At 68.3% G+C, this 24861-nt stretch carries 23 protein-coding genes and 1 pseudogene; 13 read left to right on the top strand and 11 right to left on the bottom strand.

Translation table 11 applies throughout. The features are described 5' to 3' along the window. Positions 1-18 precede the first annotated feature (18 nt). From CIW48_RS24575 to CIW48_RS24560, 4 genes are all read right to left on the bottom strand, one after another. On the bottom strand, positions 19-879 hold the full coding sequence (locus CIW48_RS24575; protein ID WP_149313094.1) for a universal stress protein: 861 nt from the start codon (positions 877-879) through the stop codon (positions 19-21). Between the two features lie 114 nt (positions 880-993). Next, positions 994-1290, bottom strand: a complete 297-nt coding sequence (locus CIW48_RS24570) for a hypothetical protein (RefSeq protein ID WP_149313093.1) — start codon at positions 1288-1290, stop codon at positions 994-996. A 69-nt stretch (positions 1291-1359) separates the two neighbouring features. Next, positions 1360-4011, bottom strand: coding sequence for an HAD-IC family P-type ATPase (locus CIW48_RS24565; protein ID WP_246695406.1), 2652 nt, complete (start codon positions 4009-4011; stop codon positions 1360-1362). Positions 4012-4054: 43 nt separating this feature from the next. Next, positions 4055-4456, bottom strand: coding sequence for a DUF6455 family protein (locus tag CIW48_RS24560; protein ID WP_091788340.1), 402 nt, complete (start codon positions 4454-4456; stop codon positions 4055-4057). Between the two features lie 314 nt (positions 4457-4770). Between CIW48_RS24560 and CIW48_RS24555 the strand changes: the two genes are divergently transcribed. Next, positions 4771-5118: a DUF1476 domain-containing protein gene (locus tag CIW48_RS24555; RefSeq protein ID WP_149313091.1), complete on the top strand. Its 348-nt coding sequence runs from the start codon at positions 4771-4773 to the stop codon at positions 5116-5118. A 382-nt stretch (positions 5119-5500) separates the two neighbouring features. Here CIW48_RS24555 and CIW48_RS24550 read toward each other — a convergent pair whose 3' ends face one another. Beyond that, positions 5501-8041, bottom strand: a complete 2541-nt coding sequence (locus CIW48_RS24550) for a phosphoketolase family protein (protein ID WP_149313090.1) — start codon at positions 8039-8041, stop codon at positions 5501-5503. A gap of 127 nt (positions 8042-8168) precedes the next feature. On the opposite strand from CIW48_RS24550, the gene CIW48_RS24545 reads away from it, so the two are divergent. Genes CIW48_RS24545 through CIW48_RS24535 form a run of 3 tightly spaced genes read left to right on the top strand, consistent with a single transcriptional unit; the run spans position 8169 to position 10037 of the window. Then, on the top strand, positions 8169-8369 hold the full coding sequence (locus CIW48_RS24545) for a hypothetical protein (RefSeq protein WP_091788331.1): 201 nt from the start codon (positions 8169-8171) through the stop codon (positions 8367-8369). 29 nt (positions 8370-8398) lie between these two features. Next, positions 8399-9043 carry a BON domain-containing protein gene (locus tag CIW48_RS24540; RefSeq protein ID WP_149313089.1) on the top strand — a complete coding sequence of 215 codons (645 nt, stop codon included), beginning with the start codon at positions 8399-8401 and terminating at the stop codon, positions 9041-9043. A 10-nt stretch (positions 9044-9053) separates the two neighbouring features. Further along, complete coding sequence (locus CIW48_RS24535; RefSeq protein WP_149313088.1) at positions 9054-10037, top strand: zinc-dependent alcohol dehydrogenase family protein; 984 nt, start codon at positions 9054-9056, stop codon at positions 10035-10037. 84 nt (positions 10038-10121) lie between these two features. Here the strand turns inward: CIW48_RS24535 and CIW48_RS24530 are convergent, their stop codons facing one another. After that, positions 10122-11117 carry an ABC transporter ATP-binding protein gene (locus tag CIW48_RS24530; protein ID WP_149313087.1) on the bottom strand — a complete coding sequence of 332 codons (996 nt, stop codon included), beginning with the start codon at positions 11115-11117 and terminating at the stop codon, positions 10122-10124. A 210-nt stretch (positions 11118-11327) separates the two neighbouring features. Between CIW48_RS24530 and CIW48_RS24525 the strand changes: the two genes are divergently transcribed. Genes CIW48_RS24525 through CIW48_RS24515 form a run of 3 tightly spaced genes read left to right on the top strand, consistent with a single transcriptional unit; the run spans position 11328 to position 13348 of the window. Beyond that, on the top strand, positions 11328-12143 hold the full coding sequence (locus CIW48_RS24525) for a universal stress protein (protein ID WP_149313086.1): 816 nt from the start codon (positions 11328-11330) through the stop codon (positions 12141-12143). Further along, positions 12143-12475, top strand: coding sequence for a cytochrome c (locus CIW48_RS24520; RefSeq protein ID WP_149313085.1), 333 nt, complete (start codon positions 12143-12145; stop codon positions 12473-12475). Before CIW48_RS24525 ends, CIW48_RS24520 begins: the two co-directional genes overlap by 1 nt. Positions 12476-12487: 12 nt before the next feature. Continuing rightward, positions 12488-13348, top strand: coding sequence for a universal stress protein (locus CIW48_RS24515; protein WP_149313084.1), 861 nt, complete (start codon positions 12488-12490; stop codon positions 13346-13348). 204 nt (positions 13349-13552) lie between these two features. On the opposite strand, the pseudogene CIW48_RS34255 reads toward CIW48_RS24515, so the two are convergent. Both CIW48_RS34255 and CIW48_RS24505 read right to left on the bottom strand, forming a co-directional pair. Next, positions 13553-13639, bottom strand: a pseudogene (locus tag CIW48_RS34255) (universal stress protein); the annotation flags it as partial. A gap of 308 nt (positions 13640-13947) precedes the next feature. Next, positions 13948-14478 carry a hypothetical protein gene (locus CIW48_RS24505; RefSeq protein ID WP_149313083.1) on the bottom strand — a complete coding sequence of 177 codons (531 nt, stop codon included), beginning with the start codon at positions 14476-14478 and terminating at the stop codon, positions 13948-13950. An 84-nt stretch (positions 14479-14562) separates the two neighbouring features. Here CIW48_RS24505 and CIW48_RS24500 point away from each other — a divergent pair, with 84 nt between their 5' ends. From CIW48_RS24500 to CIW48_RS24490, 3 genes are all read left to right on the top strand, one after another. Next, on the top strand, positions 14563-15477 hold the full coding sequence (locus CIW48_RS24500; RefSeq protein WP_149313082.1) for a LysR family transcriptional regulator: 915 nt from the start codon (positions 14563-14565) through the stop codon (positions 15475-15477). A 117-nt stretch (positions 15478-15594) separates the two neighbouring features. Next, positions 15595-16341, top strand: a complete 747-nt coding sequence (locus tag CIW48_RS24495) for a glucose 1-dehydrogenase (protein WP_149313081.1) — start codon at positions 15595-15597, stop codon at positions 16339-16341. A 34-nt stretch (positions 16342-16375) separates the two neighbouring features. After that, complete coding sequence (locus CIW48_RS24490) at positions 16376-16774, top strand: cupin domain-containing protein (RefSeq protein ID WP_149313080.1); 399 nt, start codon at positions 16376-16378, stop codon at positions 16772-16774. Positions 16775-16999: 225 nt separating this feature from the next. Here CIW48_RS24490 and CIW48_RS24485 read toward each other — a convergent pair whose 3' ends face one another. From CIW48_RS24485 to CIW48_RS34250, 3 genes are all read right to left on the bottom strand, one after another. Continuing rightward, positions 17000-18352, bottom strand: coding sequence for an HlyD family type I secretion periplasmic adaptor subunit (locus tag CIW48_RS24485; RefSeq protein ID WP_173009387.1), 1353 nt, complete (start codon positions 18350-18352; stop codon positions 17000-17002). Positions 18353-18529: 177 nt separating this feature from the next. Continuing rightward, positions 18530-19465 carry a M23 family metallopeptidase gene (locus CIW48_RS24480; protein ID WP_246695405.1) on the bottom strand — a complete coding sequence of 312 codons (936 nt, stop codon included), beginning with the start codon at positions 19463-19465 and terminating at the stop codon, positions 18530-18532. An 88-nt stretch (positions 19466-19553) separates the two neighbouring features. Further along, the gene (locus CIW48_RS34250; RefSeq protein ID WP_246695404.1) at positions 19554-19877 is read right to left on the bottom strand and encodes a hypothetical protein; all 324 of its coding nucleotides are present in this window, start codon (positions 19875-19877) and stop codon (positions 19554-19556) included. A gap of 496 nt (positions 19878-20373) precedes the next feature. Between CIW48_RS34250 and CIW48_RS24470 the strand changes: the two genes are divergently transcribed. From CIW48_RS24470 to CIW48_RS34605, 3 genes are all read left to right on the top strand, one after another. Next, entirely contained in the window at positions 20374-21183 is an 810-nt protein-coding gene (locus tag CIW48_RS24470; RefSeq protein WP_149313078.1) for a hypothetical protein, read from the top strand. Positions 21184-21391: 208 nt separating this feature from the next. Next, a complete protein-coding gene (locus tag CIW48_RS24465; RefSeq protein WP_149313077.1) occupies positions 21392-23164 on the top strand; it encodes a type I secretion system permease/ATPase in 1773 nt (590 codons plus the stop codon). Positions 23165-24371: 1207 nt separating this feature from the next. Beyond that, positions 24372-24861 (top strand): calcium-binding protein (locus tag CIW48_RS34605; RefSeq protein ID WP_149313076.1); only part of this gene is annotated, 490 nt, incomplete at its 3' end.

The raw sequence follows: 24861 nt of genomic DNA, 5'->3' as shown, positions 1-24861 counted from the left end.
CGCCTGCCACGTCATCGGTCAATGGGCAAGAAACAGCGGGACCGGGCTTCGGGTCAGGAGCGACTGGGTTACGCCGCCGAGAAACCATTCCTGCAGGCGTGAATGCCGGTAGGCGCCCATGACCAGCATGTCCGCGCGGAACAGTCCGACCTGGGTCCTGAGCGTCTCCGCGACGTCCTCGACAACCGGCAGGACGTTCACCGACACGTTGACGCCATGGCGCGCGAGGTGCGGGGCGAATTCGGCTCCGGCCACCGAGGCCGACCAGTCCTTCTCGCCGACGACGGACACGATCTCGACCGCCTCGGCCGCGCGCAGGAACGGCAGCGCGTCGTTTGCAGCTCGCGCAGCCTGGGCGCTGCCGTCCCAGGCGATGACGATCCGACCTGCGCGGCATGCGGAGCGTCCCGCCGGTACCACGATGAGCGGGCGACCGCTCCCGAACAGGACCCCGTCGATCAGATCGCGATCGAGATCGATCTCCCGCATCTCCGCGTCCAGGACAGTCAGGTCGGCGAGCCGGGAGCGGGCCGTGATCCGAGCGACCAGATCCGGGTAGGCAAGGGCGGGAGCCTCGGTCGTACAGATCACCCCCGCCGTCGCGGCGTCGCCGGCGACGCGTTCGGCAAGCGCCTGCGCGAGGCTGCGCAGGCGCCGGTTCTCATCCGCGACGAGGCCGTTGACGAATCCCAATCCCGCCCCTCCGACCATGGTCAGCCGGCGGGCGGCGGATTGCACGGTCAGGTGAGCGCCCGCCGCGGCGGCGAGCACGAGGCCATAGGCCAGCCCTGTCTCGGGCTCGTCGCCACGGCCCTCCTCGGTAACGGCAACCAGGATATCGCGGAAAGCGGCGAGGGGAGAGGAGGACGGAAGGGACATGAGGGCTCCGGGCTGGCGTCCGCCCGAATCTCGACCAGCGCAGCCGGCCCGCCTTGATCCAGCGCAACGTCGCGCCGTTCGACATGCGCGCTCCGTCACCCGCGCCCGGACCGGTCATGACTTGCGGAAGCGGGACAGGAAACGCTCGATCGTGCGAGCCGCCGCTTCAAGCCGCGGCTTCAGCGCCGGGATGTCCTCGCTCAGGAGGGCGAGACCAAGGGGCAGCATCCAGAGGCCGAGAACCGGCAGGAACGAGAGCAGGCCGCCCCCGATCAGGGCAAGGGCCGCCGCCAGACGCACCGGACGCCGAGAGGGCTTTCTCAGCCACGTGACCGTATCGCGCAGGCGCACGGGAAGGCGGCCGGTCAGCCGCTCGACCCGATCGTCCCAATCCGCTGCAGTCGGGGCCATCGCTCTCCTGTCCGAGGTTGGACGCTTGCAGGGATGCTCGCATCGTCCGAGCGGCGGAACCGCCGGACTTCACGTGGTGGAGCCACCGGATATCGAGGGCCTGAAGGCGGCGGCGACCAGGGTTCCGAGTTGGACCACCAAGAGTGGTGCGAGACTCGCCGAGAGAACAAGGGCCCAACTGGTCCTATCAAGTGGGACGAGACCGAGCACGGCACCAATCGGAGGAAGGTGGGCCGGGCCGACGAGCAGCGCCGTGCACACGAGCAGGGCCGCCCAGACCCAGGCGTTGCCCGTGACCTCGTTGCGGAAGGGCTTCGATCCGGAGGCCCGCATGTTGAAGATCTGCCAGAGCTGCGCGAAGGCGAGCGTCAGGAAGGTGACCGTGACGACCGACGCGCGGTCGAGCGTGAGCCAGAATTCGGCAACGGCTAGGCTTCCGAAGGTCGTCGCCGTCATGAGGCCGGCATGCAGGGCGATCCGCATCCATTGCGCGCGTCCAAGGATGGGCTCCTTCGGGTTCCGCGGGGGGCGCCGGAGGATGTCGTCCTGCCCATCTCCCATAGCCAGCGCGAAGGCAGGAAGGACGTCGGTGACGAGGTTCAGGTAGAGGATCTGCAACGGCAGGATCGGCAGCGGCAGCGTCGACATGACGGCGAGCCCGACGACCATCACTTCGCTCAGGTTGCAGGCCAGGAGGTAGGTAACGAACCGGCGGATATTGTCGAAGATAACCCGCCCCTCGCGGATCGCGCCGACGATCGTCGGGAAAGCGTCGTCCAGGAGGATCATGGCCGCGGCCTCGCGCGCCACATCTGTTCCCCGCCGGCCCATCGCGACGCCGATATCGGCCTGCTTCAAGGCCGGGGCGTCATTGACGCCGTCGCCGGTCATCGCGACGACCTCACCCCTCTCCTGGTACGCACGGACGAGCGCCAGCTTCTCGGCCGGGCTCACGCGCGCAAAGACGGCGACATTCTCCAATCCATCCGCCAGGCCGGTAGCGGGGATGCCCTCCGCGACGCGTAGCTCCGGGCCGGCCAGGCCGACCGCAAGGGCGATGCTTCGGGCGGTCACCGCGTGGTCGCCGGTGACCATGACGGCGCGGATGCCTGCGCCGCGGCAGGCCGCAACCGCCTCTGGCACGTCCTTGCGGGCGGGGTCCTCCAAACCGACCAGGCCGAGGAAGGTAAGCTGCTCGAAGGGCGGGGATCCCGGATCCGCCACCATCCGCTCGGCACAAGCTATGACCCGCAGGCCCCGCGCGCACAGATCCTCGACGCGGCGCCGCCAAAGCTCTCGGGCGGCGGCGTCGAGCGGACGGTCGCGCGCGCCATCGCTGGCACGCCGCGAGGCGGCGAGCACCGCCTCCGGTGCGCCCTTGATCGCCACCATGTGGCGCGGCCCGGCCGCGTGGACCGTGGCCATCATGCGAGTCGCCGCCTCGAAGGCATGTTTCCGCACGAGCGGCTGATCGCGAAGGAGGGCAGCACGGTCTAACCCGACGGACCGGCCCGCCCGCAGCAGCGCCTGTTCCATCGGATCGCCGCTGCCGAGGTCAGGCCCCGGTCCGAGCGATGCGTCGTTGCAGAGGAGCGCGACGCGAAGCAGCCGTTCGGCCTCGGGCGGATTCTCCGACCCCGGCCTGGGGCCGTCCAGGTCGCCGGAGGGCAACGACAGCTGCTGCACCGTCATCCGGTTCTCGGTGAGCGTGCCGGTCTTGTCGGTCAGGATGACGGTCGTGGCACCGAGTGTCTCGACGGCCGACAGGCGCTCGATCAGCGCGTTCCTCCGCACCATCCGCCACATGCCGCGCGCGAGCGCCAGGGTCGCGACGATGGGCAGGCCTTCCGGGATGGCCGCGACCGCCAGAGCAATGCCGGCCTCGGTCATGAGCCGGAAATCCTTGCCGGTCGCGACGCCGAGCCCGGCGAGGATGGTCACGATCGCCAGGACGACCCACACCATTTGGCGGGACAGGCGCTCCAGCCGACGCTCCAGGGGTGAAGTGTCAGGTGTGGCCTGCTCCACGAGCCGCGAGACCCCGCCAAGCTCGGTTCTCGTGCCGGTCGCGACGACGACACCGGTGCCGCTACCGCGCGTTACCAGGGTGCCCCGGAACAGCATCGAGGCGCGCTCGGCGAGGCGCGCATCCTCGGCAACCGGCTCCGCCGATTTGTCCACGGGTACGGATTCTCCCGTGAGCGTGGATTCGTCCGCGCCCAGGTTCGACGCCTCGACCAACCGAATGTCGGCGGGGACCGCGTCACCGCCCTCGATCAGCACGATGTCGCCCGGGACGAGATCCTCGGCGGCCAGCACCCTGGCGTGCCCGTCGCGACGGACGCGCGCCGAATGCGTCCCGAGCGCCCGCAAGCCCTCGACGGACCGGACCGCCTTCAACTCGGTGAAGAAGCCGAGGGCCGTGTTGACGACCAGGACCGCGATGACCGCAGCCGCCTCCTGCCAATCGCCGAAGTAGAAGGAGAGGCCGCCAGCTGCCGCAAGGAGATAGACGACGGGGCTTGCGAGCTGGTGCAGGAGCAGGGTGAGCTTGCCGGCCCGCCTCGTTGCAGCGATCTCGTTGGGGCCGATCCGCGCCCGCCGTTGCCGAGCCTCCGCCTCCGTCAGGCCCAGGTTCAGGGACGTCCCAAATCGCTTGGAAACCTCTGTGACCGGCAGCGCATGGGCCGATTTCGCCAATGCGGGAAGGCGAGGGGCCACACCTTGAGGTCCGGACCGTGCAGCTTCCTGCGCGGAATCCGGCTCAAGCATGGCGCAACTGGTCGAGGCGTGCGGCGTTCGGGCAGAAATCCGGGTGGGTGACGCCTGCAGTCCCGGCCCACAGCTCGCGTGCGCAGCGACTGCGGTTCTGGCAGCCGAGGCACGCAGCTTCAAGCTGCCGCATGGCTTCCGGGTGCCGCTGCCGGACGGCGTCGGGATCAAGGTCGAGGCTTCGCATCATCTTGGCGATGCTGCGGAGCTTCGTGGCGGCTTCAGGGGACAGAGCGGCGGGGGCCGGGTCATCGGCCGCCATCATCGTCTCCATCATCTCCTGGTCGACGTCCCGAAGCTCCTGCGCTGCCTTCAGCAGGCAGCACCATTCGTTCATCGCGGCGGCGAGACCGAACGGGTCGAACGGGTTTGGCTCGTTGGCTGATCCTGCCATTGCGGCCTCCTCAAAGGCCCTGGATGCCCCATCGCCGCGGCAAATCCCTTGATCCAGCGCAAGCCTGTCGCGGGTCCCATGAGGGGCCGAGGCTGGCAGGAGCCTATGCGGGTCGATGCCGGCATCGATCCAAGCCGCGACCCACAGAGTGAGGCGGCGCTCGAGCGTCTCGAGGCCGGCGCGGCAATCCGGTGAGGGGGAGCCGAGCAACGCGCATGCGCTTGATTTGCGTCAAGGCCGGCCGCCGTAGCCGGCCGGAGGATGGCCGATCCGCACCCGGCACGGTCCGGCACAGGGCTCAGGAGGGGATTTCCATGACCACGACATTCGAAGAACGCGAGCGGGCTGCCGAACTCCGCTTCGTCCGAGAGGAGGAAGCGCGGTTTCACGCCCGCAATCGCCGCAACCGCCACCTGGCCACCTGGGCCTGCGAGCGGATGCGCCTGACCGGCCAGCCGGCGGAGGCCTACGTGAACGCCTTCACCGAATCCGCCATCCTGGCCGACGACGAGTCCCTGATCGAACGCATCCTGACCGATCTGAAGTCGGCGGGCATCGAGACGACCATCCCCCGCCTGCGTACGGAGATGGATCGGTGCGCGGCACTCGCCCGGGCCGAGCAACCCGCCGGCATTGCCCCGGATCAAGGCTCCTCCGTCTAGACCGCGCAGGATCATGCGGCAGCTCGACGCTCCGGCACGAACCGATGAGACGCCCTGAGGAAGGACGCCAGGACCGACAAGGATCTGCGCCTCTCAATCGGCGTTCGCCGACGATGCGACCTTCCCGCTCCTCGATCCCCGCCCCACAGGGCGCATGTCTCCCGAGACGATGCAGCGCCGGGTTGCAGACGGCATTGAGGGGCGTCGCGGGAACAGCCCGCCGGCGACGGCTGCGCGGTTGGCTGCCGAGGGACGCTGGTCATGCGAGGCGAGGCTGTCGATCGATGTCGGCCCGTCCGCGCGAGTCCGGACGAGGACACCGCGGAGGCGGAAGGCGCCGGCGTCCAGGACGCCGGTCACCGTCCGTCCTCAGCGATGATCGTCAGGCCATCGAGGTCCCGGCCTGTCCGGTCTCGTCCGCTTCGACCGGCCCGCACTGCATGATGTCGCCCTCGATCCGGCGGCTGTGGTCCTCGAGCGCGTGCCGTTCCGGCCAAGCCCAGTCCCGCACCTCCGGCAGGTCGTCGCCGGTCCGGCGGACATACGCGCGGTGGGCAGCGAGCGCGTCCCGGAGCGCCTCCTCGGCGTGCTCGCCCCGGGCTCCCAGATGCGGTGCGGCCCGCAGGGCAGCCTGTGCGAGGTGGAACCGGTCGAGCCGGTTCAGCACGCACATGTCGAAGGGTGTCGTCGTCGTGCCCTCCTCGATGAAGCCGTGGACGTGGAAGTTGCCGTGGTTCGTCCGCTTGTAGGTCAGCCGGTGAATGAGCCACGGATAGCCGTGATAGGCGAACACCACCGGACGGTCGCGCGTGAACAGGCTGTCGAAGGTCGGGTCGTCGAGCCCGTGCGGGTGCGTCTCGGGTGCAGGCAGCGTCATCAGGTCGACCACGTTCACCACCCGGATTTTGAGGTCCGGGACATGCCGGCGCAGCCAGTCCACCGCGGCGAGGGTCTCCTGGGTCGGAACGTCGCCCGCGCAGGCCATCACGACGTCCGGTTCCGCGTCGCCCTCGTTCGAGGCCCAGTCCCAGATCCCGACGCCGGCCGCGCAGTGGCGAAGAGCCTCGTCCAGAGTCAGCCATTGCAGGGCCGGCTGCTTGCCGGCCACGACGACGTTGATGCGATCATAGGTGCGCAGGCAATGGTCCGTGACGCACAGAAGGGTGTTGGCGTCCGGCGGCAGATAGATCCGCGCCGTGTCGCCACGCTTGTTCGCCACGAAGTCGATGAAGCCCGGATCCTGGTGGCTGAAGCCGTTGTGGTCCTGTCGCCAGACATGGGACGAGAGCAGGATGTTCAGGGACGGTACCGGTCGGCGCCAGGGCAGGTCACGCGAGGATTTCAGCCACTTGGCGTGCTGGTTCACCATCGAATCCACGACATGCGCGAAGGCCTCGTAGGTCGCGAACAGGCCGTGCCGTCCGGTGAGCACATAGCCTTCGAGCCAGCCCTCGCAGAGGTGCTCGCTCAGCACCTCCATGACCCGGCCGTCGCGCCGGAGGTGGTCGTCGCCCGGCAGGATCTCCTCCTGCCAGGCGCGGCCCGTCACGTCGAACACCGCGTCGAGGCGGTTCGAGGCGGTCTCGTCCGGCCCCATGATGCGGAAGTTTCGAGCCTCCGCGTTCAGGGTCAGGACCTCCCGCAGGTACCTCCCGAGCGCGCGGGTGGCCTCCGCACTGGTGCGGCCCGGCTCCGGTACCGCGACGGCCACGCGGCTCAGGTCCGGCAGACGCAAGGGCGCGCTCGTGTGCGCGTTGGCGTGCGGATTGGCCGAGATGCGCCGCGGTCCCTTGGGAGGCAGCGCAGCGAGGTTGGGCATGAGCGAGCCGTCTGCGGTGAACAGCTCCTCCGGGCGATAGGAGCGCATCCAGGCTTCCAGGATCGCGCGGTGCTCCGCGTTCTCCCGCACGGCCGCCACGGGCACTTGGTGCGAACGCCACGTGCCCTCGACCGGGTTGCCGTCCACCCATTCCGGTCCCGTCCAGCCCTTGGGGCTGCGCAGCACGATCATGGGCCACCGCGGTCGGCCGGCCTCGCCGGAAGCGGCGCTCTTACGGATCTCCGCGATCGAATCGAAAGCCGCATCGAGGGCCGTGGCCATGGCTTGGTGCATCCGGGCCGGCTCGTCGCCCGTGACGAAGGTCGGCTCGTAGCCGTAGCCGACGAGGAGGCTGCGCAGCTCGGCTTCCGGTATGCGGGCGAGGAGGGTCGGGTTGGCGATCTTCCAGCCGTTGAGGTGCAGGATCGGCAGGACCGTGCCGTCATGGCGCGGATCGAGGAACTTGTTCGCGTGCCATGCGGCGGCGAGCGGCCCCGTCTCGGCCTCGCCGTCCCCGACGATGCAGGCGACGGTCAGGCCCGGGTTGTCGAGGGCGGCGCCGAAGGCGTGCGCCAGAGAGTAGCCGAGTTCCCCGCCCTCGTGGATCGAGCCGGGAAGCTCGGGCGAGGCGTGGCTGGGTATGCCGCCGGGAAACGAGAATTGCCGGAACAGGCGCGCCATACCGTCGAGGTCTCGGGCCACGTCCGGGTAGATCTCGCTGTAGGTGCCCTCCAGGTAGGCGTTGGCCACGAGCCCCGGGGCGCCGTGGCCCGGTCCCCAGACCGCGATCATGTCGAGGTCCCGCTGCCGGATGACCCGGTTCAGGTGCGCGTAGATGAAGTTGAGGCCCGGCGTCGTGCCCCAGTGCCCGAGAAGCCGCGGCTTGACGTGCTCCGGCTTCAGCGGCTCGCGCAGGAGCGGGTTGGCCATGAGGTAGATCTGGCCGACCGACAGGTAGTTGGCCGCGCGCCAATAGGCATCGATACGCCCGAGGCTTTCGGGTCCGAGGGGGCCCGGCACGAAGGCCAAGTCGTGCCTGCCATCCGCTGCGTCGCCGTCGCGGCGTTCCTCGCGGAGTTTCTCCGGCTCGCGCCTCACGTCCATGTCGGTCTCCCGGTTGCGGATGCCGGGAGACCGTGCAGGCGGCCGAGGCCCGTGGCGTTGAGGTGGATCAAAGCGGCTTCGGCATCTGTCGGCAGGATCTGTCCGGTCAGCAAGACGGGAGCGAACGATGGCCCTGGTGCTTCGAACCACCTTCATCACGACGGTACGCCGCGGGCGGGTGCCGGTCATGCTGGCGCCGAAGAACGATGCCGGTCCCCGGGTCGTCACGGACGCGGCACGCTACCGGTCCATCGGCAGCCTGCAGGCGCTGGCGCTCGCCATCGGAGCCGCGATGGTGACGCCCGCGCTGCTCTGGCTCGCGCTCTGAATCCTCCCGCAACATCAAGGAGACGGGCGATGGACGACAGGAACGTGCACCAGCATGTGCTCGACGAGCTGGCATATGCCCCGATGATCGACGCGGCGCAGATCGGCGTCACCGTCGAGAACGGCATCGTGACCCTGACGGGGCATGTTCGGAACTACGCCGAGAAGAGCATCGCCGAGCGCGTCGCGCTCCGGGTTCGCGGCGTGCGGGCCGTGGTCGAGCGGATCGAGGTCCGCTACCCGACGAATCCAAGCGTTGGCGACGAGGCCCTGGCCGAGCGGTGCGCCCGGGTGCTGGAATGGGACGTGCAGATCCCGGAGCGCTCGGTCTCCCTCAAGGTCGAGAAGGGCTGCGTCACGCTCGAAGGCTGCGTGCCGCACTACCACCAGAAGGCGGCAGTCGATAAGGCATTGCGGCGCTTGGCCGGGGTCACCGACATCGTCAACCTCATCGCCGTGAAGCCGCCGGTCCAACCCGCCGAGGTCAAGGACAGGATCATCGCGGCTCTGAGGCGCAGCGCCCGGGACCCGGACACGATCCGGGTGCACGTGGACGGCGACACGGTGACCCTGGACGGCTGCGTCGACCTCTGGAGCGAGCGCGAACTGGCCGAGCGGGCCGCATGGTCGGCGCCCGGCGTGCGGGCCGTCGAGGACCGCCTGACGCTCGCGTGAGGTCGGTCCGATGCTGGCGATGGTCCTGCGCGAGGTCGGCGCGCGCCTCGTTCCGGAGGAACGGCCGGATCCGGAACCCCCTCCGGGAGAGGTTCGCATCCGGGTCGAGGCCTGCGCGGTGTGCCGCACCGACCTTCACGTCATTGACGGCGAACTCCCGCAGACGGTCTACCCCATCGTGCCGGGCCATGAGGTGGTCGGCATCGTCGAGGCGGTCGGCGCGGGCGTAACGAGCCCAGCGCCCGGCACGAGGGTCGGCGTGCCCTGGCTCGGGCACGCCTGCGGCCGCTGCCCCTACTGCCAGACGGATCGCGAGAACCTCTGCGACGCCCCGGGCTTCACCGGCTGCACGCGCGACGGCGGGTTCGCGACCCATGTTCTGGCAGAGGCCGCCTTCACCATCCCGCTCGACGCCGGCCTGGACCCGGTCGCGACCGCGCCGCTCCTCTGTGCCGGACTGATCGGCTGGCGAACCCTGCGGATGGCCGGCGCGGCCGGCACCGTCGGGCTCTACGGTTTCGGGGCGGCTGCCCACATCGTCGCTCAGGTCTGCCGCTGGCAGGGCCGACGCGTGTTCGCGCTGACGCGACCGGGGGACCGCGAGGCTCAGGACTTCGCGCGCGCGCTCGGCGCTGCGTGGGCCGGCGGTTCGGACGAGGCGCCGCCCGAGCCGCTGGACGTCGCCCTGATCTTCGCCCCGGACGGCCGTCTCGTGCCTGCCGCCCTGAAGGCGGTGCGCAAGGGCGGACGCGTCGTCTGCGGCGGCATCCACATGAGCGACATTCCCGCCTTCCCCTACGACCTGCTCTGGGGCGAGCGCGCCGTGCTCTCAGTGGCAAACCTGACCCGCGAGGATGCCCGCAGCTTCTTCGAGATTGTCCCGCGTGCCGGCATCGTCACGCACACGCGCGCTTACCCGCTGGCCCGAGCCAACGAGGCGGTCGCGGCCCACCGGTCCGGCGCTCTCCAGGGTGCGGCGGTACTCGTACCGTAATTTGCGGCTCCGGATTCCACGCCGAGCCCGGTAACGCACCCCGGCCAAGCACCGGGGCGGCGACCTTCTTGACGGAACGCCGTCTTAGGCGACCTGACGCGAGAAGCCGTCCAGGGCCTGTCGGAGCAGGCCGTACTTCGCCTGGGTGACGCGCAACTCGCGGAACCAGTCGACCAATCCGCCCCACGGGTCGTTGAGCTGCTTCAGCCCCGCGACGAAGGCGACGACGGTCCCGAGTTCGGTTGCGCCGTGCACGACGAGGTAGCCGCCCAGACCCAAGGTCAACGCCACGCCGGAATGGTGCATCAGGTTCATCAGGAAGTTCATCGAGAACTTCAGCTTGAAGATGCCCATGTTGAGCCGGAATACCCGGTCGATCCGCGCCGTCTGTAGCCTCGATGGCTCGTGCCGCCCCTGGCCGATGATGCCGCCACTGATGCTGCGCAACGTTCCCGTCCGCTGGACGACACGCCGATTGATCGCCCGCTGCATCAGCGGCACGAAGGCCGCTTGGGGCGCGAAGACCGCCAGCGCGAGGGCCGCCATCAGCGGGTCGAGGTACAGCATGTACCCGAACGTTCCCGCGACGATGCCGCCCTGCAGGACCGGTTCCGACACGCTCACCCCGACGAAGGCGCCGACCGGCTCCGCCTCCGCCAGGACGAGCGAGACCTCCACACCCTCGACCTCGGCACGGTCTTCCGGAGCCAAGCTCCCAAGGTCATCCAGCAGTGTCTTGCGGAGCCGGCGAACGGCGCTCTCGCCGAGGTAGCTGCGGTACAGGTTGAGCCCGAGCTTCAGGGCACCCATTGCGGCGGCGGCCGTGATGTAGAGCAGCGCAAGCAGGACAATGGCCCGGGCGTTCCCGCCCGGGACAGCAGCGTTGACGATGCGCCGCTGCAGCTCAAGGGGCGCCAGGTCCGCCACGAACAGGACGATGGCCATCACCACCAGCGCAAGCTGATGGAACCCGCTCGCATCCTTGATGAACGCCAGGAGCGTCTGCGGCGTCGCGAGCCGGTGGCGCTTTTGCCGGAGGCCGGGCACAGCCGAAGCCAGGGTCGCGATTGCGGGCGGCATGAGACCTCCATGCCGAACCTCATGGTCCCATCCGGCAAGGGCCGGCATTGCGCTCGATCAACCAGTCCGGAGACCGCCTCCCGCCGCGACCCGAAGAACTCGCCCCGGTCGGGTTGGACCCGGTTCCGTTGAGATGGATCAAGGTCAAGGCCGCAGGCGCGGGCGACGGTGCCTCAACCAGGGCGGCAGGCCCGGGCACGAGAGGCGGTCATGCGGATCTCAAACATCATGGTCTCGGTCGACCTCGGGGCCGCGGCGGCGGACCGGGTCCAGCTGGCGGCCGGCCTCGCGGCACGGTTCGGGGCCAAGCTGACCGGCGTCGCCGCACGCCCGGTCCTCGGACCCATGCCGGTCGGCGACATGCTGGAGGTCGAGCGTGTCTGGACCCTCGAGGAGCGCCTGACCGACGAGCAGCTCGCGGAGGCCAAGGCCCTTTTCGAGCGCGAGGCCGGGCAGGCGCCCAAGACGGGCTGGCGCTCCGCACCCACCGATCCGTTGGCTTACCTCGGTGCGCAGGCGCGCACCGCCGACCTCGTGGTCGTCGGCCGGCAGGGGCCTGCGGACGGTGACCCTGGTCCGATGGCGGCCTCCACCGGGGGCCTGCTGATGGAGGTGGGGCGTCCCGTGCTGGTGGTCCCACCGGGCATCGAGCACCTCGCAGCCAAGCGGGTCGTGGTGGCTTGGAAGGACACGCCGGAGGCACGCCGCGCCCTTCACGACGCCCTGCCGGTCCTGGGACATCCCGAGCAGGTTTGCGTGGTGGCCGTGGGGCCGGACGCGCAGAACGTGGGCGCCGAGGGCGCGGCCGAGTACCTGTCCGGGCACGGGCTCAAAGCCACGACCCACCTGCTCCGCAAGCCGGAGATCGACACCGCCGACGAGATTCTCCACTTCGCCGGACGCGAGGATGCAGATCTCATCGTGATGGGCGCCTACGGCCACAGCCGCCTGCGCGAGTGGGTCTTCGGCGGTGTCACGCGTCGCATCCTGCAAGCGGCCCCCGTTTGCTGCCTGATGAGCCACTGATGCGCCAAGCTGCCATCCTCCTCACCGGCGTTCTGGCGCTTGAACTCGTCCTTCCCGCCGCGCCCGCGTCGGCCTGGGACCGGCATGTGCGACAAGGCGAGACCATCGCGCGGACCAATTGCGCGCGATGCCACGCGGTCGGCCGCGTCGGCGACAGTCCGCTGCGGGCCGCGCCGCCCTTCCGCGAACTGCACACGCGCTACCCCGTCGAAGATCTCGCCGAGGCGCTTACCGAGGGCATCCGTACCGGTCACCCGAGCATGCCGGAGTTCCGGTTCGACCCGGACCAAGCCCAAGACCTGATCGCCTACCTGAAATCGCTGGAACGCTGAGGGAGAACCCCAATGTACCTCCGCTGCCTTCTCGTCCCCACCGGCCCCGGCATCGACGCCACCCGTCGGCTGGACGCCGCGCTGCGGCTAGGCCGGCGCCTGCACGCGCATATCGGCGTCGCCTTCATGGCGCCGGGCCCGGAGCACGTGCTCGCCGGCATGGCGAGCCTCGCGCCCGTGGACGGCACGACCGTCGAGGCCATCGAGCAGGGCGTCCGCGAGGCGGCGGCCGACGGCAAGGCTGCCGTTCAGGCGTGGTGTGAGCGCGAGGGGGTGCCGTTCGCATCCGCGAACGGCCGGCTGGACACCACCTTCGCGACCTGGACCGAGCTCTCCGGCGAGGTCGAGCCCCTGCTGACGCTCGCGGGCCGGGTCAACGACCTCGTGATCGTCGACCGGCCCGACCCGAAGGTCCCGTTTACCGGCCGGGCGCTCGACACGGCCCTGTTCTCGGTAGGCCGGCCGACGCTGATGATCGGCGACACCGTACCCTATGACCTGCTCGACCACGTCGTGATCGCCTGGAACGGCAGCCTGGAGGCGACGCGCCTGATCGGGCAATCCATCGCGCTGCTGCACGAGGCCACGCGGGTCACGGTCGTGCATGCCAGGACCGAACGCTTCGACGAGACCCGGGCCGCCGACCTCTGCGGCTACCTGCAATGGCACGGCGTCGTGGCCGAGGCCGTCACCCTGCCAGTCCATGACGGGATCTCGGTCGGCGAGGCGATCCTGGCCGAAGCCAAGCGGCAGGGCGCCTCCATGCTGGCCCTGGGCGCCTACACCCACAGCCGGGTGCGCGAGTTCCTGCTCGGGGGCGTCACCCGGCATATGGTCGAGCACGCGCGCATTCCGGTCCTCATGGCCCACTGATCCATCGGGCATGCGAGGTGGCGCATGGCGGCGGGACCGCCGTGCTGCCCCTCACCGGCGCGGGTCGTGGCAGTAGCATGCGCGGGGGCGTCGCGTCGGGCGAGCCGGCTCCGGTGTTCGCGCGGGTGGCCGACGCGCTCGCTGCGACCATGGCGAGCGGCAGGAGGGCCGTGCGGACCATGGTTGCCTGCCCGATGACGCACATCAATGGCTCATCGGGCAGCAGATGGGCGCTCCGGCCAGCAGGTCCCGGGTGACGCCGCCGAAGACCCATTCGCGAAGCCTGCCGTGGCTGTCGGTGCCCGTCACTCCATCGCCTGATCCGCCGCTCCGGTTGCGGACAAATTGGGGGCTACAAGGGGACGTGCGCAGCCGAGCGCGCCATACCATCAACAGATTGGCCGGCGCTGCGCGTAGCCGGCGGTTCCTGGGGACCCGTCAAACACGCGAACCGGTTTTGCGGTATGCGGCCGAGCCGATGTCGAACGTGCACGGCTCGGGGTTAGACGGCCGGTTCCGTCCAAGGCCGTGTCAAAACGCGTTGATCGTGGACGCCAACGCCGATCATCAGGATGATGACGGCGGCGCGGTGAGCCGCTTCAGGCTCGAATGGCCGGGATGAGCCAGGTTGCGCCGAAGAGGCAGATCATCCGCTTCACGTTGTCGGCGAGGATCGCGAGGCTCATCTCGGTTCTCACGCCCTTGTGGCCCCTCGTCAGGAAAGGCGTAGTGCCTATCCAAGCTTTCAGCGTTCGATCGGCCAGGACCACGACCTCCCCCGCATCGAAGGCCTGCCTGCCCCGACCGCCCACCGGCACGAGCTGGGTCCGGTCGTGGCCCTCGTTGACGACGTCATGGGCTACGACGAGATGATGCTCGGGATCGACGGCGATCTCGACGTTGTAGCCGACGATGCCGATGCCGCGCCCGCTCGTCGCCATCGAGCGGGCGTCCGGTCCGGTGAGTGAGACCTGTCCGTCGTCCGCGGCCTCCACGGGCTCCTGCAACTCGCGCAGGAAGGCCATCTGTCGGCGCAGAGCGGCGATCTTCGCGCGGATGCGCTGCGTCCGTGCCTCGGGAACGTCGTTGCCGTCCCTGTCCGTCCGGTCCAGCGGCGCGGCCTTTTGCATGAGATAGGACCTTCGGCCCTCGACCCGACGCGGTCATGACGCGATACGGATTGCTTTCCCGCAAGCAGACATTCCACTGGCCTGATGCGGATCAAGCGAGCTGACCTGGCAGATCTCGGGACCTTCCTCGCCATCGCGCGCCATCGCAGCTTCCGGCGCGCGGGGCTGGAGCTGGGCGTCAGCGCCTCCGCGCTCAGCCACGCGCTCAAGGCGATGGAGGCGCGCCTCGGCGTCCGCCTCCTCAACCGCACCAGCCGCAGCGTCACACTCACTGCGGCAGGGGAAGATCTGCTGGCGTCGCTGGACGCGCCATTCGCGGCGATTGGCTCCGCGCTCGACGTGCTCAACCAGCACCGCGAACCAACGAAGGCGACCGGGCGGATCCGCCTCAACGTGCTCGAACATGCGAGCACGTTGCTGCTCGCCCCCGTACTGCCCCTATTTCACGAGCGCCACCCGAAGATCGAGATTGACGTGCGGGTGTCCAACGATCTGCTCGATGTCGTGGAGGCAGGAGCCGATGCAGGCATACGTTATGGTGGAACCGTCCCTCAGGACATGGTGGCCCAGCGCCTGTCTGCCGATCTGCGCTGGGTCGTGGTCGGCGCTCCAGCCTATCTCGATCTGCACGGTACGCCCGATCATCCGGGCGACCTCGCGGCTCATCGATGCTTGCGCATCCGCATTGGCGACGAGAGCCTCTACCAGTGGGAGTTCGAGAGGGCGGACGAGGCCATCGCGCTCGACGTCCCAGGCGCAGTGACGCTCGACAACACGCAGTTTGCCCTGTCGCTCGCGGCAGCAGGCGGCGGTCTTGCCTATCTCCCGGAGGCTTGTGTCGGAACCTCGGTTGCCCGCCGCGAGCTCCGCGTCGTCCTGGCGGAGTGGGCCCCTCTGGGACCCGGCTTCCATCTCTACTATCCCGGTCGTCGCCAACTGCCGACGGGACTGCGGCTCCTCATCGACCTGATCCGCGAGGCGAAGCCGCTCGGATTGTAGAGGCCGGCCCGTCCGACGATGAGCATCGCTCATCGTTCCGTTGAGGAACAAACGGCTGATCGGCGACCAGCGCAATGTCTACGTCTGGCCCATCGAGGTCAGCCGAGAGATCGAGACATGCGCCGTTTCACCGGGAAAGTTGCCTTCATCACGGGCGCGGCCAGCGGCATTGGCCGCGCCGCTGCCATTGCGTTCGCGCGGGAAGGCGCGCGGGTGGCGATCACCGACCGTACCGAGGCTGCGCTCGGTCAGTTCCGCGCCGAGATCGAAGCGGAGGGCGGCGAGGCGCTTGCGATCCGGTGCGACGTATCGGTGCCGGATGACGTCGAGGCAGCGGTCGCTAAAACCGTCGAGCGGTTTGGCCACGTCGACTGCGCCTTCAACAACGCCGGCGTTGAGAACAGGGCCGCTCCCGTCCACGAGATTGACCTCAACGAATGGGACCGCATCCTCGGCATCAACCTGCGCGGCACATTCGTGTGCATGAAGCACGAGATCGCGCAGATGCTGCGCCAGGGCAGCGGCGTGGTGGTCAACACCTCGTCCGGTGCCGGCATCAGGGGCGTAGCGGGCGGCGCGAGCTACGCCGCCTCCAAGCACGCCCTGATCGGCCTCACCAAGTCGGCCGCCTTGGATTATGCGAAGGCGAACATCCGGGTGAATGCCGTCCTTCCCGGGAACATCGAGACGCCAATGATGGATCGCTTCACCGGCGGCGACATGCAGAAGGCGATCGACCTTGAGCCGGTCGGACGGCTGGGCAAGCCCGAGGAGATCGCCGAGGCCGTCCTGTGGATGTGTTCGGATCTCGGTGCGTTCGTCACGGGCGCATCGATCTCGGTCGACGGTGGCTGGTCGCTCTGACGCGCGTTACTGGAACCGACGGAGGATGGATCGCATGGACATCAAGCGCGGTGGAAGTCAGCCCTCGGGCGCGGGGCCGTCTGAGTGGTTCACCGGCACGGTACGGATCGATCCGCTCCACAGCGCCCCTGAACCCGCCCGCGTCGCGATGGCGAGCGTGACCTTCGAGCCGGGCGCGCGGACGGCTTGGCACACGCACCCGCTCGGCCAGACGCTGATCGTCACGTTCGGACGCGGATGGGTTCAGCGTGAGGGCGGTCCGATCCAGGAAATCGCACCGGGCGATGTCGTCTGGTTCGAGCCAAACGAGAAGCATTGGCACGGGGCCACCGCGACCACGGCGATGACGCACATCGCAATCCAGGAGCGCCTCGACGGCCAAGCGGTGACTTGGATGGAGCAGGTCACTGAGGGACAGTATGCCGGGTCGTGAGCTTGAGCTGCGAGGTCCGCTTTCAGCGATATGACGCCGAGAGCGGACCAGCAGCTTTCCACCCCTCTGAGACACTCACGCGGGCCTGCGCGATGACCGAGGCTGTGGCTGGAAGCGGTTCGTCCGCTTCGGAGGACCCCGCCGCGCAAGCGGACGGGCGGCTTCCGACCAGAGCCTCCGTTCCTGAGCGAGCCAGTTGGTCCCAAAGCAACCGACGACGGCCACTCATCGATCCCGCCAAGCTTTGCTGATCTGATCCATCAGCGGCTTCGTCAGATAAGACAGCACCGTGCGGTCACCGGTCTTGAGAAAGGCGTCGACCGGCATGCCCGGCACGAGACGGATCTCGCCCAAGCGCGCGCGCTCGGCATCGGAGACCCGGATACGCGCCTTGTAGAAGCTCAGACCCGACTTCGGGTCCTGCGTCACGTCCGCCGCTACGCGATCCACGAGCCCGCTGATCTCCGGCGTTGTGCGCTGATTGAGCGCCGAGAAGCGCAGAGTCGCGAGCTGATCGATCTGCACGTGGTCAATATCCTTCGGGTCCACCCGCACTTCGACAGCGAGTTCGTCTGCCTCGGGGACAATCAGCATCGCGGGTTCGTTCGGGGTCACGAGGCCGCCCACCGTGTGCACCGTCATCTGATGTACGACGCCATCCTGTGGCGCCCGAAGATCGGTTCGCCGCAGCTGATCGAGGGCGGCCGTCCGCTTCTCCTCATATTCCGACCATTTGCTCCGAATGTCGGTCAGGTCCTTGCTCACCTCGTTCCGCATGTCCTCGTCGACCTGCATGATCTGCAGTTCGACCTCGTTGATCTTGCCCTTGGTCTGCGCGATCGAGGCGGCAAATCTGCCGCGGTCACCGTCGAGCCTCGCAGCTTCGCGCTCGAGGGACGTCAGGCGGGGAAGCTGGATCAGGTTCTTCAGCCAAAGCTCACGGATGCCCTTCAGTTCCTGGTCCACAGCGGAGACCTCCCGCGTCTTCGCGGCCATCTGATCGTTGATCCCGGCGATCTCCTGACTGAGCTGGGCGACGCGTTCGCGCAGCTGGGCCTTGCGGCCCTGCCGTGCCTTGCTGCGCGCCAGGAACAGGCGGGTCTCGCTGTCGATGAGGCGGGCGACCGCGTCGTCCGAGGACGCTCGGGCCTGGAGATCGGAGGGAAAGTTGAGGGCGATGTCGCCATCGCGCTCAGCCTCCTCGCGCGTCCGCTTGGCGGCGAGCGCATCCATCGCGCGGAGAACGGTGTCGAGGATCGCCCGTGGCTGCGTCTCGTCCAGCCGCACCAAGATGTCGCCGGCCCTGACGTGCTCGCCTTCGCGCACGCGCAACTCGCCGACGATCCCGCCGATCGGATGCTGGACCTTCTTCACGTCGCTCTCGACCACGAGCCTTCCGGACGCGATGACCGCGCCGCCGATCTGCGTGAAGCTCGCCCACCCGCCGACGCCGCCGACGAGCGTCGTAACCAACAGGGCGGTGAAGCGGACCTGTCGTCGGATCGCCGCCCGGGACGCATGACCGAGGGGCGGCGACGCGTGCTCTGGTGCGACGCGCATCGGAATGGCGGTGGGCATCCTGTCCCCTCCTGGGGTGTGAGGTGGGCACGACGTCCCGACGCGACGGGCGGGTGCGCGGCTGACCGGCGTTGCGGGTGTGGGGCGGTCTCGACTGGATGAGATGTTGTCGCACGCCCGTGCCGCGGGTCCGTGAGCAAGGTCACGCAGCGGATCGAGGTCGATCCCGGCAACGCGCTACGGCAGCGTCCCGACGAAGCGGTGCCCGATGACCACCCGGCCGCCGCGTACCACCTCGAAGGTCGCCTCGTAGGTCCCCGCGCGAAAGCCCTCGGCCGGACGCCGCCTCCCTGTGAAGACCAGAGATTGTGCGCGCGGATTGGCGAGGGGCGGCAACTGGTTCTCAACGAGGATCCGTCCGTCCGGACCGCGGACGACGAGACGTTGTACGTCGCCGGCCTCAAGGCTGATCGCCCGGACCCAGGCGACCAGTGTCTCGGCGCGAGCGCGGAGGGGACTGGCAGTCTCGGCCTCGACGGCGGCCATCGTCACCGGGCCGTCGGAGAAGCCGGAATTGAGGACCGACCCGGTCCGGTAGCGAAGGCTTGCACGGGCCGCTTCATCCCAGAGGCTCGCTTGGCGGCCGGGATGAGCTGAACCGTCGATCGCGAAGGGATCAACCGGCCGATCAGCGCGGCGAACGGTAAAATGGAGATGTGGAAACTCCGTTGCGCCGGAGAGGCCGACATGACCGATGACTTGGCCGGCCGCCACGGCTTGGCCGGGTCGCACCGTCACACTGCCCTGGGCCAGGTGGCAATATTGGGTCTCGTATGAACCCGCATGCGCGATGACGAGACCGTTTCCGCATTCGACGCCGGCCACCTTCGCCATCCCAGTCGCGCGAACCGAGACGTCGGGCGCGTCCGTACGGATTCGGAGTACCGTGCCGGCAGCTGCCGCCCGCACGGCTCCGAGCGGTCCGGCCGCGGCGACAGAGGAAGGAAGGCGAAAGTCCGTTCCGTCATGCCGATCGTAGGTCTGCGAACCGCCGGCGAAGTCGCGAGCCTCGGGACCGGGGTCACGATCTACATAGTACTGGACAAAGCAGGTTCGGCCCGGATCGCAGGCGAGCGGAAGCTGCAGTTGGAGAGAATCGGCACCTGCTCGCATCGACCACAGATTCGTCGCAAGGAGGCAGGCGAAGACGCGTGACGCTAGCATGATCGGCTCGCTTTCCAGGATTCCCAGCTTGATGTTCTCAGGCGCATCCGAGGCGGATTTCTCGGCATCGCCCGGGCGACGCGACGAAACATCCGGCGGCCTTGCCGCGCGACGAACTGCGGGCTTCGCGACTGCCAGGACCGGCCTGCTTGAGGCTCCCGCGGATCCAATTCGGTGGCAGCAGGTCACCATCTGCGGTGACGATCCAGGGTTGCCGATCGGGATGAGTCAGGACGGCAGCCGCCGCAGCGATCGCTTCGCGCAGGCTGTCGAACTGCTCGGGATGCCTTGAGAGGAAGCGGGCCGCTCCTTCGTGCCAGACTTTGAGGGACGCGGGACGTTCGAGGATTTCGACTTCCATCGCTCGGGTTCCTTGTGCGGTGGCGGCACGCGGCCTCTCGAGGGGATCCGGCGGCCTCAGGTGCAGTTCACCTGCTCCTGTTCTGGCCCTGAATGTTCCACCCTCCCGGATCGGCGACTGTGAGCGAGATCACCGATCCGGTGCGTCGGACAGGCGCCGGGACGCGCGCATCCGGCGGTGACGGTCAGACCGGTTCGGCGGGCAGGCCGCCCTCACCGCCAGGGAGGATCGGAACTCCCGTGCGGAGCGACGGCCGATTCGCCAGGCCGACCGGATCGCGCAGCCGCCTGCCGTTGCTGGCGGCCGGGATCGGGGTTCCTCGTCCGCACAGCCCCGCAGAGCCGCGACACATCGGTCGCGGGAGACCGGCGGAGCCGACGTGATCCCGATCACAGTCCGCCGCGGGACTGCCGGCTCATATCGGTCTCAAGAAACGCAGCTGACGCGAGCCCGTCGCCACGATGAGGTCGCCGAAGCCTTCCCGAGGAGACGGATCATGTTCGAATTCCTGAAGAAGAGACTCCAGGCTCAGTCGTCCAAGCGGGTCACCGAAGTGGGCTGGACCATCACCGATACCAAGGCGGCCCTCATCTGGGACGACCCGGAGCCGTTTCGGCGAGACCTCGGCCGGCCAGCGTCGGCCAAATCAGTCCAAGGCTGCCCGGCAGCGGTCGATTTCGATGCCCGTCACATCGTGATCCGATGCCCCGTCGACCTCCATCTGCGCATCAACCTGGAGGAGGGCCGTGCCCCGGTCCTGGAGAATGTCGACGGCGCCCGCAGCACGATCCGCCCCAAGCACATCGGCCAGATGGTGAGCATCGTGAGCCCGGCCGAGTGGCGCCACCCAAAGCGGCCCATCCTGCAGATCATCACGCCCTACCTCTTCCTCTCGGACGAGGTTGCCTACATCAACCAACTGCCGCCGTTTCTCGACTATCAAGCCGACCCACTTCCAGGGACGCTGATCAGCGGCCGCTTCCCGGTCCACATCTGGCCGCGTCCTTTGATGTGGGCCTTCGAGTGGCACGATACGTCGAAGAACCTGATCCTGCGCCGCGGCCAGCCCTGGTTCTACGTACGCTTCGACACACTTGATCCCTCGAAGGCGACGCGCCTCGTGGAGGCGGAGATCACGCCGCAGGTGCAGCGCTACATCGACGATATCAGCGGCGTCACGAATTACGTGAATCGCACCTACGCGCTGTTCGAGAGGGCCAAGAAACGCCGGCCCGAGCAATTGCTCGTTCGGCGCGCGGACCGGAAGGCGACGCGTTCAGCCGCCAAGTGCCCGATGGCCGCTTGAGCACAGCTGGATGAGGCTGGTCAGGCGCACACGTTGTCCGGCCCAGCACGCTCGAACGCTCCCTGTGTGAGCCTGCTCGCGGCTTCTCGGCCCTGTCGATTGCAGATTTAGCCATCCGGGCCCGGCTGGCCGCTCGCTCTCGGAATCTCCGGCCCGGGGCCTTGCCGGGCTTCTTCGGCCAAACGATCCAGCAGAGGGATGATGTGCGATGAAACCGGCTTCCGTCGAACTCGGCGCGGCACTGTCGAGCTGCCGCTCGGCCCTGGCCAGCCTCATCGTCACCAGCGGCCTCCTCAACATCCTGTATCTGACAGCCTCGTTCTTCATGTTGCTGATCTCTGACCGTATTCTCCCGAGCCGGTCGGTGCCGTCCCTCATCGGTCTCGTCCTCCTGGCTCTGATGCTCTACGCGTTCCAGAGCGCCCTCGAGGCGCTCAGGGGCCGCATCCTGAGCCGGATCGGTGCCGTCCTCGATGAATGCCTCAGCCCCCGCGTCTTCGACGCGCTCGTGCGCGGTCCTCTGGAGAGCGGGGCCGCCACCAACAGCCAGATGCCGCTGCGGGATCTCGATCAGGTGCGCGGCTTCCTCGGAGGCTCGGCACCAACGGCACTCTGCGACCTGCCCTGGATGCCGCTCTACTTCATCATCTGCTTCCTGTTTCATCCCCTGATCGGCTTCGCCACCGTCTCGGGAGCGCTCCTCCTCGTCGTGATCACCCTCGTCGCGGACCGCCTCACGCGCGGCCCGTCGAAAGTCGCGACCGAGCACGGGCAGCGCCGGAGCAGCGTGACGGAGGCCAGTTGCCGCAACGCCGATGTCCTGATCGCCATGGGCATGCAGGGCCACTTCGCGGCCCGGTGGCACGATGCCCACTCCCAATACCTCCTGGCGCAGCAGCGCATGAGTGACGTCGCGGGCGCTTCGAGCGCTGTCTCGAAGGCGGCCCGTATGGCGCTGCAGTCGGGTGTCCTGGCGCTCGGCGCCTATCTGGTGATCCGCGGCCAGAGTTCGCCCGGCATCATCATCGCCTCGTCGATCCTGCTCGGCCGCGCCTTGGCGCCGCTCGATGCGACGATCGCGAACTGGAAAGGTGTCATCGCCGCGCAGCAGAGCTGGAGCCGGCTCGGCGACACGATCACCAAGGCGTCGGCTGCGCGGCCCGTCTCCATCCTGCCGGCGCCCATGCAGGTGCTCAAGGTGGAGGGCGTGAGTGTCGCCCCCCCCGGCAGCACGCGCCTCACGGTGAAGGAGGTGCGGTTCAGCCTGAAGGCGGGGCAGGCGCTCGCCGTCACCGGGCCGAGCGGATCTGGCAAGTCGACCCTGGTCCGAGCGCTCGTCGGCATCCTTCCTCTGGCCCGAGGAACGGTCTGGCTCGACACCGTGCCGATCTCCCAGTGGCAGGCCGCGGATTTCGGACGCCACGTCGGATACCTTCCGCAGGAGGTCTCGCTCTTCGCCGGCACGGTGGCGGAGAACATCGCCCGCTTCGCGCCCCACGCGGACCGCGCTGAAATCGAAGAGGCCGCGCGACAGGCGGGGGTCCACCAGCTGATCGAAAGTCTGCCGGAGGGCTATGAAACGGTTCTGGGCGACGGCGGTACGGGCCTGTCTGGCGGCCAGCGGCAGCGCATCGGCCTCGCCCGCGCCCTGTTCGGCTCGCCTTTCCTCCTCGTCCTCGATGAACCGAACGCCAACCTCGACGGCGAGGGAGACGCCGCCTTGACCCGAGCGATTCTCAGCGTCCGGGCCCGCGGCGGCATCGTCATCATCGTGGCCCACCGGATGAGTGCACTGACTGCTGTCGACCTGATGCTGACGATCGAGGCCGGCCAGGTTACGGCTTTCGGGACCAAGGACGAGGTGCTCCGCAAGATTCGGGGGCAGTCAGGCGGCGAGGTGAAGAGCGCGCGGGCCGATACCGGTCCCGGCCGCACGGCGGCGCACCATCCGCCGATGCACATCGTGAAGGAGAGCGCCTGACATCGTCCGGCGACGAGGCGGGGATGCGGCTAGGGCGCGGTGGAAGGCCCTCTGAGCGGGCGGTCCGGTCATCCGGGCCGCCCGCGCCTTTCTGGAGAGGGCACGGTCGGGAGGGCGGCCGTGGCGCCCGCCCCGGCTGCGCGCAGCCCGCGCCCTGCTGTCAATCGGCGGCGCCGGCCAAGCCACGCGGCGGCCGTGGCATCGGGCCATGCGTGATGGCGACCTGCTTCGAACCGGCGGTCGGACGCTCGTCCCCGAGGCGACGCCGCCTTTCGACATGCCGGGCTGCCTCCGGGCCGATCCCCAGCTCCGATCAGGACCCGTCCTGAATGGAAAACGGGACGGGCGGGCAAGGCTACGGAACGGGAAGACGACCCGAATTGCGGGTCCGGAGAGATTGTCATGTCCGCCGCGCCAGAAGGCTTCCGAGGCGAGGGCGAGTGGGTCGGTTCGGGCCGGCAGCGGAGCGGACTACCAAGATACTGGCGCATCGGCCGAGCGGCAGGCGCAACGAGAAACACGCGTTTAACCGAAGCTTTATCGCAACTCTCGTGAAAGTTTCGATAGACGGTCGATACTGAGCCGAGACATCGGGCGCGGTTCCGGAGCGAAGTGGAGGTTGGCTGAAGAGTGATCTGGCGCCGGCTTCTTCAGGCGTTATGTTTTGTATTTCTCACAACAAATGTAAAATTGACAATAAATAAACAACGCATTCTATCGGCCAAAGTCTCGCCACGATGCAGTTTTCTGATGTAATATTGCAGTCGAGGACGATTTGATTGAAGTAGAAGTTCATATCCGGTGCCAGGACTTAGGCAGACGGGGTGAGGCGACGACGGCGATGCATGGCTCTCTTGCGGTGATCGTGCGGCGCGACATGCATCAACTGGGCGTCCGTCGACCGGACTGATGGAAAGAGCTCCTCTGAGCGGCGCTGAAGGCGGGGCACCCGGATGGTACCGGCGGCAAGAGGCCGAGGCTCCTTCCGGCGACACGCTTGTGGGCCAGGGGTGATCCTCCGCTCAGTCACCGTGCGGTCCATTGTGATCTTCATCACGGTATCCGCCCCGACATCATCATAAAACAAAGTGGACTTCGACGGGGAACCCTCCGGATCAAGTCTCACATATCGCAGAAAAAACTGTGCGATCCATAGAGAAACCGTTGGGCGGCGAGGCACCGTCCCACAATTGATGGAGTAACGGACATGGCTAAGATCTTCGGAACCCCTGGCAACGACACCATCTACGGTGGCGATGGCAACGACACCATCTACGGTGGCGGTGGAAACGACACCATCTACGGTGGCGGTGGAAACGACACCCTCTACGGCGGGGCCGGCAACGACCACCTCTATGGCGGCAAGGGTGACGACACCGTCTACGGCGGCAAGGGCAACGACACCATCCACGGCGGGGCCGGCAATGACCACCTCTACGGCGGCAAGGGTGACGACACCGTCTACGGCGGCAAGGGCAACGACACCATCCACGGCGGGGCCGGCAACGACCACCTCTACGGCGGCAAGGGTGACGACACCGTCTACGGCGGCAAGGGCAACGACACCATCCACGGCGGGGCCGGCAATGACCACCTCAACGGCGGCAAGGGTGACGACACCGTCTACGGTGGCAAGGGCAACGACACCATCCACGGCGGGGCCGGCAACGACCACCTCTACGGCGGCAAGGGTGACG

The organism is Methylobacterium sp. P1-11 (assembly GCF_008329595.1).
Taxonomy (GTDB): domain Bacteria; phylum Pseudomonadota; class Alphaproteobacteria; order Rhizobiales; family Beijerinckiaceae; genus Methylobacterium.
The sequence above is the reverse complement of the archived record's forward strand: the minus strand, read 5'-3'. Positions and strand labels throughout refer to the sequence as shown.

Coding starts and splice junctions, on each gene's coding strand:
- CIW48_RS24575 (WP_149313094.1), bottom strand. CDS start 879: ATGTCCCTTCCGTCCTCCTCTCCCCTCGCCGCTTTCCGCGATATCCTG.
- CIW48_RS24570 (WP_149313093.1), bottom strand. CDS start 1,290: ATGGCCCCGACTGCAGCGGATTGGGACGATCGGGTCGAGCGGCTGACC.
- CIW48_RS24560 (WP_091788340.1), bottom strand. CDS start 4,456: ATGGCAGGATCAGCCAACGAGCCAAACCCGTTCGACCCGTTCGGTCTC.
- CIW48_RS24555 (WP_149313091.1), top strand. CDS start 4,771: ATGACCACGACATTCGAAGAACGCGAGCGGGCTGCCGAACTCCGCTTC.
- CIW48_RS24550 (WP_149313090.1), bottom strand. CDS start 8,041: ATGGACGTGAGGCGCGAGCCGGAGAAACTCCGCGAGGAACGCCGCGAC.
- CIW48_RS24545 (WP_091788331.1), top strand. CDS start 8,169: ATGGCCCTGGTGCTTCGAACCACCTTCATCACGACGGTACGCCGCGGG.
- CIW48_RS24540 (WP_149313089.1), top strand. CDS start 8,399: ATGGACGACAGGAACGTGCACCAGCATGTGCTCGACGAGCTGGCATAT.
- CIW48_RS24535 (WP_149313088.1), top strand. CDS start 9,054: ATGCTGGCGATGGTCCTGCGCGAGGTCGGCGCGCGCCTCGTTCCGGAG.
- CIW48_RS24530 (WP_149313087.1), bottom strand. CDS start 11,117: ATGCCGCCCGCAATCGCGACCCTGGCTTCGGCTGTGCCCGGCCTCCGG.
- CIW48_RS24525 (WP_149313086.1), top strand. CDS start 11,328: ATGCGGATCTCAAACATCATGGTCTCGGTCGACCTCGGGGCCGCGGCG.
- CIW48_RS24520 (WP_149313085.1), top strand. CDS start 12,143: ATGCGCCAAGCTGCCATCCTCCTCACCGGCGTTCTGGCGCTTGAACTC.
- CIW48_RS24515 (WP_149313084.1), top strand. CDS start 12,488: ATGTACCTCCGCTGCCTTCTCGTCCCCACCGGCCCCGGCATCGACGCC.
- CIW48_RS24505 (WP_149313083.1), bottom strand. CDS start 14,478: ATGCAAAAGGCCGCGCCGCTGGACCGGACGGACAGGGACGGCAACGAC.
- CIW48_RS24500 (WP_149313082.1), top strand. CDS start 14,563: ATGCGGATCAAGCGAGCTGACCTGGCAGATCTCGGGACCTTCCTCGCC.
- CIW48_RS24495 (WP_149313081.1), top strand. CDS start 15,595: ATGCGCCGTTTCACCGGGAAAGTTGCCTTCATCACGGGCGCGGCCAGC.
- CIW48_RS24490 (WP_149313080.1), top strand. CDS start 16,376: ATGGACATCAAGCGCGGTGGAAGTCAGCCCTCGGGCGCGGGGCCGTCT.
- CIW48_RS24485 (WP_173009387.1), bottom strand. CDS start 18,352: ATGCCCACCGCCATTCCGATGCGCGTCGCACCAGAGCACGCGTCGCCG.
- CIW48_RS24480 (WP_246695405.1), bottom strand. CDS start 19,465: ATGCGAGCAGGTGCCGATTCTCTCCAACTGCAGCTTCCGCTCGCCTGC.
- CIW48_RS34250 (WP_246695404.1), bottom strand. CDS start 19,877: ATGGAAGTCGAAATCCTCGAACGTCCCGCGTCCCTCAAAGTCTGGCAC.
- CIW48_RS24470 (WP_149313078.1), top strand. CDS start 20,374: ATGTTCGAATTCCTGAAGAAGAGACTCCAGGCTCAGTCGTCCAAGCGG.
- CIW48_RS24465 (WP_149313077.1), top strand. CDS start 21,392: ATGAAACCGGCTTCCGTCGAACTCGGCGCGGCACTGTCGAGCTGCCGC.